This window comes from Pseudoalteromonas sp. T1lg23B (assembly GCF_002964665.1).
In the GTDB taxonomy this organism is placed as follows: domain Bacteria; phylum Pseudomonadota; class Gammaproteobacteria; order Enterobacterales; family Alteromonadaceae; genus Pseudoalteromonas.
This window is the reverse complement of sequence record NZ_PQBZ01000042.1, coordinates 18,820-31,132: the sequence shown is the minus strand read 5'-3', so window position 1 is coordinate 31,132 and position 12,313 is coordinate 18,820. Positions and strand designations below refer to the sequence as shown.

The 12,313-nt window shown below is 41.9% G+C and carries 11 protein-coding genes; 4 read left to right on the top strand and 7 right to left on the bottom strand.

Annotated elements, in window-relative coordinates:
• Positions 1 to 29: 29 nt before the first annotated feature.
• The gene (locus C2M32_RS16735) at positions 30 to 611 is read right to left on the bottom strand and encodes a DJ-1/PfpI family protein (protein ID WP_105169466.1); all 582 of its coding nucleotides are present in this window, start codon (positions 609 to 611) and stop codon (positions 30 to 32) included.
• Between the two features lie 195 nt (positions 612 to 806).
• Here C2M32_RS16735 and C2M32_RS16730 point away from each other — a divergent pair, with 195 nt between their 5' ends.
• The 3 genes from C2M32_RS16730 (at position 807) to C2M32_RS16720 (ending at position 4,306) form a co-directional block, all read left to right on the top strand.
• Positions 807 to 2,975: a M3 family metallopeptidase gene (locus tag C2M32_RS16730; protein WP_105169465.1), complete on the top strand. Its 2,169-nt coding sequence runs from the start codon at positions 807 to 809 to the stop codon at positions 2,973 to 2,975.
• Positions 2,976 to 3,452: 477 nt separating this feature from the next.
• Complete coding sequence (locus tag C2M32_RS16725; RefSeq protein WP_105169464.1) at positions 3,453 to 3,635, top strand: hypothetical protein; 183 nt, start codon at positions 3,453 to 3,455, stop codon at positions 3,633 to 3,635.
• A gap of 212 nt (positions 3,636 to 3,847) precedes the next feature.
• A complete protein-coding gene (locus C2M32_RS16720; RefSeq protein WP_105169463.1) occupies positions 3,848 to 4,306 on the top strand; it encodes a GNAT family N-acetyltransferase in 459 nt (152 codons plus the stop codon).
• Between the two features lie 66 nt (positions 4,307 to 4,372).
• On the opposite strand, the gene C2M32_RS16715 is transcribed toward C2M32_RS16720, so the two are convergent.
• The 4 genes from C2M32_RS16715 to C2M32_RS16700 form a co-directional block, all read right to left on the bottom strand.
• Complete coding sequence (locus C2M32_RS16715; protein ID WP_105169462.1) at positions 4,373 to 6,526, bottom strand: prolyl oligopeptidase family serine peptidase; 2,154 nt, start codon at positions 6,524 to 6,526, stop codon at positions 4,373 to 4,375.
• 129 nt (positions 6,527 to 6,655) lie between these two features.
• On the bottom strand, positions 6,656 to 7,198 hold the full coding sequence (locus tag C2M32_RS16710; protein ID WP_105169461.1) for a DUF3833 domain-containing protein: 543 nt from the start codon (positions 7,196 to 7,198) through the stop codon (positions 6,656 to 6,658).
• A gap of 10 nt (positions 7,199 to 7,208) precedes the next feature.
• Positions 7,209 to 7,718, bottom strand: a complete 510-nt coding sequence (locus tag C2M32_RS16705) for a chalcone isomerase family protein (protein ID WP_105169460.1) — start codon at positions 7,716 to 7,718, stop codon at positions 7,209 to 7,211.
• 96 nt (positions 7,719 to 7,814) lie between these two features.
• A complete protein-coding gene (locus C2M32_RS16700) occupies positions 7,815 to 8,735 on the bottom strand; it encodes a LysR family transcriptional regulator (protein WP_105169459.1) in 921 nt (306 codons plus the stop codon).
• An 80-nt stretch (positions 8,736 to 8,815) separates the two neighbouring features.
• Between C2M32_RS16700 and C2M32_RS16695 the strand changes: the two genes are divergently transcribed.
• Entirely contained in the window at positions 8,816 to 9,307 is a 492-nt protein-coding gene (locus tag C2M32_RS16695) for a GNAT family N-acetyltransferase (RefSeq protein WP_105169458.1), read from the top strand.
• A 15-nt stretch (positions 9,308 to 9,322) separates the two neighbouring features.
• Here C2M32_RS16695 and C2M32_RS16690 read toward each other — a convergent pair whose 3' ends face one another.
• Complete coding sequence (locus C2M32_RS16690) at positions 9,323 to 9,883, bottom strand: uracil-DNA glycosylase family protein (RefSeq protein WP_105169457.1); 561 nt, start codon at positions 9,881 to 9,883, stop codon at positions 9,323 to 9,325.
• A 778-nt stretch (positions 9,884 to 10,661) separates the two neighbouring features.
• Positions 10,662 to 12,302 (bottom strand): hypothetical protein, encoded by a 1,641-nt coding sequence (locus tag C2M32_RS16685; RefSeq protein ID WP_105169456.1) that lies wholly within the window; start codon positions 12,300 to 12,302, stop codon positions 10,662 to 10,664.
• Positions 12,303 to 12,313: the final 11 nt, after the last annotated feature.

The window sequence follows — 12,313 nt, the reverse complement described above, 5'->3', positions numbered from 1 at the left end:
AAATGGTCCTATACGATTCAAAAAGTGCCTTATTTTTCCATCTCAGACCAATAATATTCCATTTGTTTTGCTGTGGTTTTAGCGATATTTACACCAAAGTGCTTTCTGAGCAAAGCCAAACTCATATCTATACCCGCTGATATTCCTGCTGAGCTAGTAAAATTCTGATCCATTATATAACGGCTGTTCTCTATCACACTTAAATGCGGGTAGCTCTGTTTTAAGCTGTCAATGTCTTCCCAGTGTGTAGTAACCTTCATCTCATCAATCAGCCCTGCGGCGGCAAATAAAAAAACGCCCGTACAAACTGATGCACAAGAACGTGTATGTTGTGCGGTCTCGGCGAGCCAATGCAGAATAATAGGGTTTTTTTCTATGCCTTGATGCTTCCCGCCCGCGACAATTAAAAGGTCAAAATGTGGATGAGCATAGATACTGTAATGGGGGTTTACACTCATTCCTCCCCTTGTCCTAACTGGTGAGTGAGTAGGTGCAACGAGACTGACACCGATATGCTCGCTAACAAATCGATTAGCGGTAGAAAAAACCTCATAGGGGCCGCTAAAATCAAGGACTTCAACTCCATCATAGATAAAGATACCAACTTCCATAAATTTTCACCTGCTCGTAGTTGTGACTTACCAACGCATTTAACAGTGTAGTTATCTGCGTGACAAAGTAATAGTTGTTTTTACATTAGTCGCACTTATTGTTCTTTTACCGATAATATGTTGCAGTTTTTTGTTCCCCATTTAGACTTACCCGACTGGTTTATTTAACCGAACATGAAAACAAAGAGCACAATTATGATTAAAACAACAATCACGGCTGTCAGCACAGCGGTAAGCTTAGCGTTGACACTCACACTATCGGGTTGTAGTTCGACCTCTAGTGAACACAACACCGCCCAAGTACAACAAGTAGAACAGGCAAACGTATTATTGCAGGAATTTAAGGGGCCTTTCCAAGGGGTGCCGCAGTTCGATAAAATGAATATTGCTGATCTAAAGCCTGCACTTGAGTTTGGTATGGCTGAGCAATTAGCTGAAATTGAAGTCATTGCAAATAATCCAGAAAAGCCAACATTTAAAAATACTATTGTCGCGCTAGAGCGAGCTGGTCAAACACTGGATCGTGTTTATACCTACTATGGGATCTGGAGCGCAAACAAATCGAGCCCAGAGTTACGCGCGATTCGCAGCGAAATGGCACCTAAGCTTTCAGCATTTCAATCTAAAATCACTCAAAATAGTAAGTTATTTGACCGCGTTAAAGCGGTATACGAAAGCCAAGAGTTTAAAAAGCTGACGTCTGAAGAACAGCGTATTACTTGGCTTACATATAACAGTTTTGCACGTAATGGTGCGACTCTCAAAGGAGAAGCTAAGGAACGTTACGCGCAAATTAATGAGCAATTGGCGTCACTGTATACCAAGTTTTCTTCAAACGTATTAGCAGATGAAGAAAATTATGTGGTTTACCTTAACGACCAACAATTGTCTGGTTTACCAACATCATTTGTTGAAGCCGCAGCTGTAGCTGCAAAAGAACGTGGCAAAGAAGGCATGTATGCTATCACCAACTCGCGTTCATCAATGGATCCGTTTTTAACCTACTCAACAGAACGTGCTTTAAGAGAGCAAGTTTGGAAAAATTACTATAACCGTGGCGGTAATGGCGATGAGTACGATAACAATGCTATTATCAAAGACATTCTTACCTTACGTCATGAGCGCGTAAATCTGCTAGGTTACGATAATTATGCGCAATGGCGATTGGAAGACCGTATGGCCAAAAATCCAACCAATGCGATGGCGTTGATGAATAAAGTTTGGCCAGCAGCAACTGCGCGTGTTAAGGAAGAAGTTGCTGATATGCAAGCGATTGCCGACAAAGAGGGTGCTGGGATCACGATAGAGCCTTGGGACTATCGTTTTTACGCAGAAAAAGTGCGTAAGGATAAATATGATTTAGATTCGAATGAAGTTAAACAGTATCTACAATTAGATAAGTTACGTGATGCGATGTTCTATGTAGCTGGTCGACTGTTTAATTTTGAATTTACTGAAGTACCAGCAGGAACAGTACCGGTATTCCACCCTGATGTGAGCGTATGGGAAGTTAAAGACAAAACCACAGGAGAGCACATAGGCCTGTGGTATTTAGACCCATTTGCTCGCAAAGGTAAGCGCTCAGGCGCATGGGCGACGACCTATCGTAGTTACACCACATTTGATGGCAAGACGAACGTACTTAGTTCGAATAACTCCAATTTCGTAAAAGGTGCTGAGGGTAAGCCAACCTTGATCTCATGGTCTGATGCAGAAACTTATTTCCATGAGTTTGGCCATGCTTTACATTTCTTAGCCGCTGATGTTGTCTACCCGAGTTCGCATAACGGTGTAAGAGACTATACCGAGTTTCAGTCTCAGTTACTTGAGCGCTGGTTAACAACCGATGAAGTGATTAATCAGTTCTTAGTACATCAGGAAACTGGTGAACCAATGCCTAAAGAGCTGGTAGCTAAAATTAAAAAATCGGCTACGTTCAACCAAGGCTTTGCTACGACCGAATATTTAGCTTCGGCGATGATGGATCTTCTATATCACAGCACTGATCCACAAAAGATAGACCCTGCAAAATTTGAAAAAGAGCAGTTGGATAAGCTAGGCATGCCGTCTGAGCTTGTGATGCGCCATCGTAGCACACAGTTTGGCCACGTGTTCTCAGGTGAAGGTTATGCCGCTGGTTATTATGGCTACCTATGGGCTGAAGTGTTGACGTCTGATGCAGCAGAAGCTTTTGCAAGTGCCCCTGGTGGATTCTACGATCCTAAAGTGTCTGAGCGATTGGTCAAATATCTATTCTCAGTTCGAAATGCAATGGACCCAGCTGAAGCATATCGCTTATTTAGGGGCAGAGATGCTGATGTGAGCGCTCTAATGCGTGATCGTGGCTTTCCCGTCAAATTGTAAAAAGTTAAAATATTTATGAGGGCGTTTATCGCCCTCTTTTTTTGTCTACCATTTATGGCTTAATTATATCGCGAATTTGAACCCTTTTTTGATGTGGAGCGAAGTAAATTGATCTATTCAGATCGGGCTTTTCTGTAAAGGGGGTTTACGACTTTGGTACGAGAATTAGCGGAAATTATTATGCCTTGGCCCTAAAAATAGTGGCCTTCAGATACTTTTATTGAATTTTCTGAGCTTTTTTTACTCTGGTCAGATGAGTGTGTAATGTACTGATTTTAATAAACTAATTGCAAAATATTAGTTTTTTTGTATGGTTTTTTTGATTTGTGCTAATCACTTTGTTTGAGTTTTTCCAATTCATTTGTTATAAATACTCATACTTTATTAAGTTAACGTTCATATAGTTGCTAATACTTATAGAGTTTCATTCAGGGATGTTGTGCTTTTTATTAGCTTGTTATTTTTTAGGAGCGCATCATGGCATTATTTCGTACCTATAATGTTGATTCAGAACAGCAATTAACGCTTCCAGTCACTATTGCTATTACGCTTGTATTGCTAGCGTTGACCTTGTTTACTTTTCCAAGTCAAGCGGTTAATACCCCGGATACTGTCCAACAAGAATGCACTGAATCTCAGTGTACAGAGCACAAAGCTTAAGTCGCATTAAAGTATGTTTACATCCAAACGACTAGGTTTGGATTGACGTCAGTTGTTTGGTTATCCTAGGCATAGGACTGTGTTTAATCCCTCCTTACCCAGTAAAGTTCGATAAATCAGCTCGATTATTAGATAAATTTACTTGTTCATTCTATTCAACTCGGTATAGTTTGTTATTCGCAAAAAGTACGCAAAATTACTGAGAAATGTATATGCAATTAGTCGATTTAAACCCAGATGACCCAAGTGTCGTTGAAGTATTCAGTGAAATCGATCGCCTAATGAACACCCTATATCCTATAGCAAGTGATCAATCATTGGCGCTAGAAGAGCTGCGTCAACCCAATGTTCATGCAATAGGGCTTAGGAATGAAGACGGCATAGTAGCGTGTGGGGCGATCGTTAAGCAGTTCAATAAAACACTTTATGGGGAAATTAAACGCTTATATGTGCGCCCTAGTTATCGTGGTAAGGGTCTTTCACGACGTATTATGCAGATTTTACTACACTATGCGGGAGAAGCTCAGATCCCTCTTATTCGCTTGGAAACCGGTAGTAAACAAACAGAAGCTATTAGTCTGTATGAAAATCTGGGGTTTAAGCGCTGTGAGCGCTTTGGTTTTTACCGAGATAACCCACTGAGTGTGTTTATGGAGCTCTCGTTAAATTAAGTTAGATATAACAAACATCGCCTTTTAATGCGATGTTTGTTATGTAGCTATTGCTTCAAATGCCTCTTACAGCTTTGTGACACCCATGTTGTGTAATGCAAAGCCAAAGATATCCGTATATTTGTCGATTATCTTACTGGTGGGCGTACCTGCTCCATGTCCTGCATTAGTCTCAATCCTAATGAGAGTCGGATTGCTACCAGCTTGCTTGTCTTGAAGTTCAGCGGCAAATTTGTATGAGTGTGCCGGTACCACTCGATCATCATGATCACCGGTAGTAATCAAGGTTGCAGGGTATTGCACGCCAGCTTTAACATTGTGAACAGGTGAATACCCTTTAAGGTATTGAAACATTTGTTCGCTTTGGTCCGCTGTACCGTAGTCATATGCCCAACCTGCACCCGCAGTAAATGTATGATACCTTAGCATATCAAGCACACCTACCGCAGGCAGCGCGACTTGGAATAAGTCTGGACGTTGAGTCATTACAGCACCAACGAGTAAGCCACCATTAGAACCACCGAAGATAGCGAGCTTACGTTTTGATGCATAATTTTCATCAATCAAATACTCCGCCGCGCTGATAAAGTCATCAAATACATTTTGCTTTTGCAGTTGAGTACCCGCTTTGTGCCAGTTCTTACCATATTCACCGCCGCCACGGATGTTTGCTACAGCATACACACCGCCCATTTCAAGCCAAGCCGCCGTTGATGAGCTGAAATATGGCGTTAAACTGACGTTGAAGCCACCATAACCATACAAGATTGTAGGGTTGCTACCGTCACGTTTTAAACCTTTCTTGTGCGTGATAAGCATAGGTACTTTAGTACCGTCTTTTGAAGTGTAAAACACTTGTTCAGAAACAAAGTTATCTGGGTTGAAGTTTATTTTAGATTTTTGATAGACGACGCTTTTGCCTGACTCAACATCAAAGCTAAATGACGTGCTAGGGGTGCTGTAGTTGCTAAAGGCGTAATAAATGGTTTTGTCTTTCTTATTGCCTTCGAAGCCATAAGCAGAGCCTGCACCTGGTAGAGCGATTTCTCTGACCAGTTTCGCTTGCATATCATATTGTTTTACATTCGAAATGGCATCGACCATGTAATGAGCAAAGATATACCCGCCTGCACTTGAGGCTCTGAGTACATGCTCAGTTTGTGCGATGAAATCTTGCCAGTGCTCAGGTTGAGGCTTTTTCGGATTTACTTTGACGATGCGCTTATTTGGCGCATCTAAATTTGTTACAAAGTATAGCCATTGGTCGTCGCTCTCAAGCAAGTAGGTGTCTGAGCTATCTTCTGCGAGGACTGTCTCTAGTTGTGCATCAGGGTTTTGTAAGTCTTTAATAAATAGCTTATTTCCAGAAGTAGAGATACTGGCACTGATCAACAAGTAGCGGCCATCATCGGTTACATCAGACCCCACGTAGCGATGTTTTTGTGCCGCTGTGCCACCAAATACAAGCTTATCAGCGCTTTGTGGCTCGGTGAGGTTATGGAAATAAAGCTTGTGTTGATCTGTTTTTGCTGACAGCTCACTACCCGTTGGTTTGTCGTAGCTAGCGTAGTAGAAACCCGTGTTACCAAGCCATGAGATACCACTAAACTTTACATCTACGAGTGTCTCACCAATTTGCTGTTTAGTTTGAGTATCTAACACAATTACTTTGCGCCAATCACTGCCGCCTTCAGATATTTGGTAGGCAACTAAAGAGCCGTCTTTAGAGAAACTCAGGCCTGCAAGTGATGTAGTGCCATCTTCACTGAAGCTGTTGGGGTCTAAAAATATTTCACTGCTGCCATCTGCAAGTTTTCGATACAATACACTTTGGTTTTGCAAGCCGTCATTTTTGAAATAGTAAGTGTAATCACCATGGGTAAATGGTGTGCCTACTTTTTCATAATCCATTAATTTTGTTAATGTTTCTTTTATCTGTTCACGATAAGGAATTTGTGACAAATAGGCCTGAGTTGTTTCATTTTGACTACTTACCCATGATGCTGTTTCATCACTCATGTCGTCTTCTAACCAGCGATAAGGGTCCGCTACTTGGTGGCCAAAGTAGGTATCTACTTGGTCTGCTTTTCTGGTTTGCGGATACGTCAACGACGAGGTGTTAGTTTCCATATTGTTTTGTGTTTCTTGTGTTGAATTATGCGTGTTTTGGCAGCCAGCCAGTGAAACCAGCGCACAGGCCAGTAAGGTTTTTTTCAGCATGATTTTTTTCCTTGATAGTTTGCTGAGTTGTCATCCCATGTATGCTAGCACTGAGCACGAACCAAGAGAAATCATAAAAAATATATAAATTATTTAATTTCAATGGTTTGTGTTTTTATTTACATTTGTTTACATCTTGTTAGGGATTTTTTGCATGAAAATGGTGACTTCCGCCATCACAATGCCGAATTTTTTAATGTAAGAGCGGTTGATGATTGTGTCGTCTGCAAATGCCCAGATCCAATCGTCAAATTGTACAGTGTAACTTGTACCGTCTACGGGCAATTCCATTTCATATTGCCAGCGCATAGCGTTGCCAGCAAGCTGGCCCTTGGCCATCCCCAATATGTCACCTGCGCTACCTTGTAATTGGGTTTCGCCTTTGACTGTGATCTTCCACACTCTGTGGGTGATCCCCTGCCCTACTTCGTAGTTAAATACTTCGTCTAGTGTAAGTGCCCCACTATCTACAGTCCCCTCAATGTCAACAGTGAAGCGTTGCACCATGTCGCCGGAACGATTTTGCACGATACCCCACGCTTTGACCTTACCGTCAAAAAACTGGAAAGGGTCGAACTGTGGTGTAGTGTTTTGATATTTGTTTGCGTCAATGCTAACTCCACAACCTGTCAATGAGATTGTGAGCAGCAGAACTGTAATTATTTTAAGCATGTTCAGGCTCCTAATTTATGTTAAGCAATGCTTTGCGCATAGCTGGCTCAGTGGTGTTTTCTGATAGCCAGATGGCAAAGAAATACTTGGTGAATTGCGGATCATCGATTTCGCCTATCAAGGTATTGCCGTTGTAAAACCGACTGCTCCCTTGCTCTGTTCGTTGACCATATAATTCGGTGCCATTTGTTACGTCTGGAAAAATGGCCTGCATTTGCTTGAGCCAGCTAGAAAGTAGAGCCTCATTTTGCAAGCCTTGCTTTTGCATTTCCTCAATGGAGCGTTTGGCAATTTCTTCTCCCTCTAGCGCTCGTAAATAGTGAAGTTTAAGTACGAAGGGACTATTACTATCAAACTGGCCATTGGGAGCGTACAAAGTGGCTTGATAGATATCCCAAAATAAGTAGCTCAGTGTTGGTGAGTCTCCAACTGCTTTAGCGCCAGGGATAAGCTGCTGTGCAACAGAGGCGTAGGCCATGCTGGTAGCTAAATATAGGCACACAAATAATCGTCTAATCATCGTCTAAGTCCAAAATCTGACAAGGATAGTAGTAGTACGATGTTACGCTGAAACTCGATCGCTCCGTTTGTTATTAAGCAATTCTGTCAAGGGGCATTACAGCGCGAAAAACTTTCTAAATTGCTCGATAAACCAAGTTAATCTTGGATCGCTTTGCCGAGTTTTATGCAAATATAGTTTGATTTTATAGCTTGGGATGCTCAGTGGCGGAGAGAGTAACTTTAAGTCCAATGGCTGAGCAACTTGCTGTGCGTAGGCTTTTGGTAAAGTGAGTAAATAGGGAGACTGAGCTAGGTAATATGGTGCGATAAGCACATGAGAGACGGTCACTGCAATCGCTCTGCTTTTTTTGATCTTAGCCAGCATCACGTCCACAATGCCCTTCGTTTCGTTCCACGGAGCGATGAGGATGTGTTGGAACATCAAAAACTGTTCTAGCGTGAGCTTGTCGTATTGGGCCAGAGGATGTTGTTTAGAAACAGCGGTTATATACTGGTCTTCAAACCACAAATGATCAACAACACTTTCGCTATGTTCTTGTTGATGCGAGAAGCCGCAGGCGAAGTCAAGCGTACCATTTTTCAATGCTTCTTGCGGAATACGCTGTTCAAGCGATACAAAACGTAGATTTATTTGCGGGTATTGCACACTAAAATGCCTCACCAATGGCTTAAGGCACCATGCCGTGTAGTCAGTTGTCGCTATGGTAAATGTAGTGCTGTGATCTGAGTTGAAAGTTTCATGGGGATTAAGGCCGTCTGACAATAATTGTAGAGCGGGTAATACACTTTGCGCGATTTGTTGTGCAAATACCGTAGGCACCATTTCATTATCAATACGGATAAAGAGATCATCATCAAGCCGCTGTCTAAGTCTGGTTAAAGCATGGCTACAAGCCGATTGACTAAGATTTAATTCTTGTGCTGTTTTACTTACCGAGCCACTTTGATAGAGCGATGCAAATAACTTGAGCAGATTCAAATCAATGTTAGGTAGCAAACTATGTTCTCCATGCATTTGCCTTGTGCAAATTATGCATTTAATTCATGACTAAATTTAGCATACACTAGAGTTTTGAAATCAAGTAGGCATTTTTAATGAGTATAAAAATCCGTGCGGCACACAAGCAAGACGCAGCAACAATTCTAAAATTTATCAATGATCTGGCAGTATATGAAAAAGAGCCTGATGCCGTATTAAACAGTGTTTCTGAGATCGAAGAAAAACTGTTTTGCGAGCATGCTCGAGCGCATGCTTTGATCTGTGAACAAGATGGCGAAGCAATTGGTTTTGCAGTGTACTTTTATAACTACTCTACGTGGTTAGGTAAGCATGGGTTATATCTTGAGGATTTATACGTCGCTCAAGACAAACGCGGCAATGGCGCAGGCAAAGCCATTATGCAGTATTTAGCTCAATTAGCGTTGGCCAATGACTGTGGTCGCTTCGAATGGGTTGTGCTTGATTGGAATAAGCCTGCAATTGATTTTTACAACAGTATCGGCGCTAAGCCGCAAGACGAATGGATCATCTACCGTTTAACAGGAGATGAACTAAAGTCTTTTGCAGAAAACGGCATATCGCAATAATTGTAGTACTGAATGTTAAAGCAGCGTGTTTACATGAGCTTGCAAAGTAGGAACAACTTGCTGTTCGAACCAGAGGTTTCGCTTTAACCAAGCCTGATTGCGGGGACTTGGGTGTGGCAATACGATGTGTTTGGGCAAGAGTGATTGCCAGTTTTGGACTTGCTCTGTGAGCGTTGCTTTGGCATCTAAGTGGTATCGTTGTGCATACTGACCGATGACAATGGTTAAGCGAACATTGGTTAATTGTGCTAGTAAAGCTTGATGCCATGTCGCTGCACAAAGTGTTGGAGGTGGCAAGTCACCAGAGCGGCCCCGACCAGGATAACAAAATGCCATTGGTACTATCGCGAAAAGTTCTGGGTTATAAAACTGTTCCTCAGTTACATTCAACCAGCTCCTCAGCCTTTTACCACTTGCATCATTAAACAACTTACCCGTTTTATGTACGCTCAGACTGGGGGCTTGTCCAGCAATCAGTATCCTTGCTTCTTGACTAGCCTGTAACACGGGGTTTGCGCCATGAGGAAGTGTTGGCTCACATAGGGTGCATGAGTGAATTTTATCTATTATCTGCATGTAATGAAGTGCTTTGATGCGGATTTTAAAGCATCACTGTAACATATTTTCTACATCGCCTGAATGTAACTGGCGAGACCAAAAATTTACTAACTCGCAGTTGTGATGGCTTATTGACAACTTGATGGGATCAGGATTTTACCTACTTACGCTGCTATTTAACTGACTCCGGCGTAAACAAAGGTAGAATTTACGCGGATGTGCCTCACAGATCAGAGTTTTACTAAGAAAGAGTAGATAAAAATCTGATCTAAGACCTGTTGCTATCAAATTAGTTAGTAATATCGTGATCTCATAGGACGAATGTTAGTAAAATATTGATCTCAGATCGTTATTTTTGCGATTAGTTAGTAAAAATATGATCTCGCGCCAAAACAACAAGATAAGTTAGTAAAAAACTGATCCTCAAGTTGTCTGCCTAGTATCACATGCTGAACATAGAAGTTGAAAAGGACACTGTATGTCCCTGTAAAAGGGGTATAGTCGCCGCACTTGCTGGACTTTAACGCGGTTTATTCATCCTATAAGTTAGTAAAATATTGATCTACGATGCTCTGAGTGTGTAGCCTCTACTTGTGGTTGAGCGTGTAAAGCCAGTTATAAGTTAGTAAAAATATGATCTAGAGTAGTCAGCTGAAAGGGTTATATATAGAGTTAGTAAAAATATGATCTTGATGTATGTGATTGATATTAATTTATTTTATATCTAATTTTTAGACCGTATTTGGCTAACAGTGAGTAAAAAGCTGATCCATAACTGGATCAGCTTTTTATTAAGTTATAGCTTTGACCAATCCAACTGCATGTCCCACACATATTGATGCGCATCTTTGAGCGGAGCCTGTGATTCGTCTATTTGTTGTAATACGTTGCTTGCCTCTACCAGTGTTGCGTCACGACCAAAGATATAACTTTGCTCTTTTACAATCGTTAGGTAGGCCTTGTTCAGCGCTAAGGCGCGCTCAGCAGAGGGAGTGATCAGTTCATAAAGGCTTTTGGTCCGCATAACTTTGTCTGTATCAAGCTTGCCATTAGGTTTAAACCAGCGAGTAAGCATTTCTTGGTTTTGTCTAAACTCGTCGCCACCGCCAACACGAGCCATATAGGTGAGAAATTCACCCTGCTCTTCACCCATGTTTGGCACATCTTGCATGGCTTTGAGGTCAATGTAGCCCCAGCCATCCTTTCCTGTAACTTTACGTGCAAACGAAAATGTCTGGTCATAAGTTGAGCCAATCGTTTTATGGCAGCCATTACAAAATGCAAGTTCTTGTTCATGTTGTGGCCTGAGTTGGCCTTGCGCATCTTCGATGTAGCCATTAATGAGCCAGCCAAAAGTATTGTTCACTCCTTTATCGCCCAAATAAAGCGTTTGTGGTAGGTTTTCAAATGCTTTCTCTTTAGCTTCTCGGTAGTATGAAGACGCCAGTGCCGCTTTAGATTTAAATTTATGTTTCTTCATGTAGCGGACTTCTTTCATCCGTGGAGCGTTGTAGATGTTCCCTTGCTGATCAACGCCTATGTAGCGCACGGTGTGCAAAAACTCAGTGCCTTGGGGGTAAAGCTGGTAGGCCAACGCCGTTTTTGCGTCGCCCAAATAATGGCGCTGCTTGGGTAAGTATGTAATGTTGTTTAGTTCGCCATCTTTATTCAAGTCGACACCAATACGCTGTTCATCAAGTTCAGGTACAGATATACCATCAAGACCTTTTAGCGCGACTTCAACCAAACTTAGGTTGGCCAGATATATATCTCGATTGTAGCTGCCCTGACGTGTTCTAAACTCTTCTGGCAAACGGATCATCACGTCGCCAGTTGACCCATTGGTGGGCCAAAAGGTGCTGGGAAAAGGTTTGTAGTTGAATGCAACCCAGCCACTGCCATCTTTAGCAAAGCCAAATTCATCGAATGCTTTTTCTGGATAGGCCAAGTTATTAATTGGGGTTATTTCGCCTTGCCAGTCACTATTTTGCTTTAGCTTTTCTATGAACGGGCTGTAGTTGTCTTGATTGATCCACGCTAAGATGTCTTCATCTGAGATATCTTTTACCAGTTCAGTTCGGTCAATGAATAGGTTCTTCCAATGATTTTTAGTGCCCAAATCTGAGAACTCATAACTTCCTTGTAAATGGCCATCAAACATCTGATTTGGCTTATTTTTATCACGTTTATCCGTTTGATGACAGGCGTAGCAAGGATTGTTCACACCATCTGTTTTGGTATAACACTGCGGGGGAATAACAGACTCTGCGTTATATATTTCACGGTGCTCAATGTAGGCAACGGCGGGAATATCATCACCCTGCTTGAAAGGTGCGGCGACGTTGAGGTTGCTTGTGTGACTTTCATGTTGGACTGATTTTTCACAGCCACCAAGCAAACCCAGTGTTATCAGTGTGGCAAAAAGAGGGTATTTCATTTTTATGACTT

Bases quoted from the DNA above. Each gene is read 5' to 3' on its own strand.
- C2M32_RS16735 (WP_105169466.1), bottom strand. From the start codon at position 611: ATGGAAGTTGGTATCTTTATCTATGATGGAGTTGAAGTCCTTGATTTT.
- C2M32_RS16730 (WP_105169465.1), top strand. From the start codon at position 807: ATGATTAAAACAACAATCACGGCTGTCAGCACAGCGGTAAGCTTAGCG.
- C2M32_RS16725 (WP_105169464.1), top strand. From the start codon at position 3,453: ATGGCATTATTTCGTACCTATAATGTTGATTCAGAACAGCAATTAACG.
- C2M32_RS16720 (WP_105169463.1), top strand. From the start codon at position 3,848: ATGCAATTAGTCGATTTAAACCCAGATGACCCAAGTGTCGTTGAAGTA.
- C2M32_RS16715 (WP_105169462.1), bottom strand. From the start codon at position 6,526: ATGCTGAAAAAAACCTTACTGGCCTGTGCGCTGGTTTCACTGGCTGGC.
- C2M32_RS16710 (WP_105169461.1), bottom strand. From the start codon at position 7,198: ATGCTTAAAATAATTACAGTTCTGCTGCTCACAATCTCATTGACAGGT.
- C2M32_RS16705 (WP_105169460.1), bottom strand. From the start codon at position 7,718: ATGATTAGACGATTATTTGTGTGCCTATATTTAGCTACCAGCATGGCC.
- C2M32_RS16700 (WP_105169459.1), bottom strand. From the start codon at position 8,735: ATGCATGGAGAACATAGTTTGCTACCTAACATTGATTTGAATCTGCTC.
- C2M32_RS16695 (WP_105169458.1), top strand. From the start codon at position 8,816: ATGAGTATAAAAATCCGTGCGGCACACAAGCAAGACGCAGCAACAATT.
- C2M32_RS16690 (WP_105169457.1), bottom strand. From the start codon at position 9,883: ATGCAGATAATAGATAAAATTCACTCATGCACCCTATGTGAGCCAACA.
- C2M32_RS16685 (WP_105169456.1), bottom strand. From the start codon at position 12,302: ATGAAATACCCTCTTTTTGCCACACTGATAACACTGGGTTTGCTTGGT.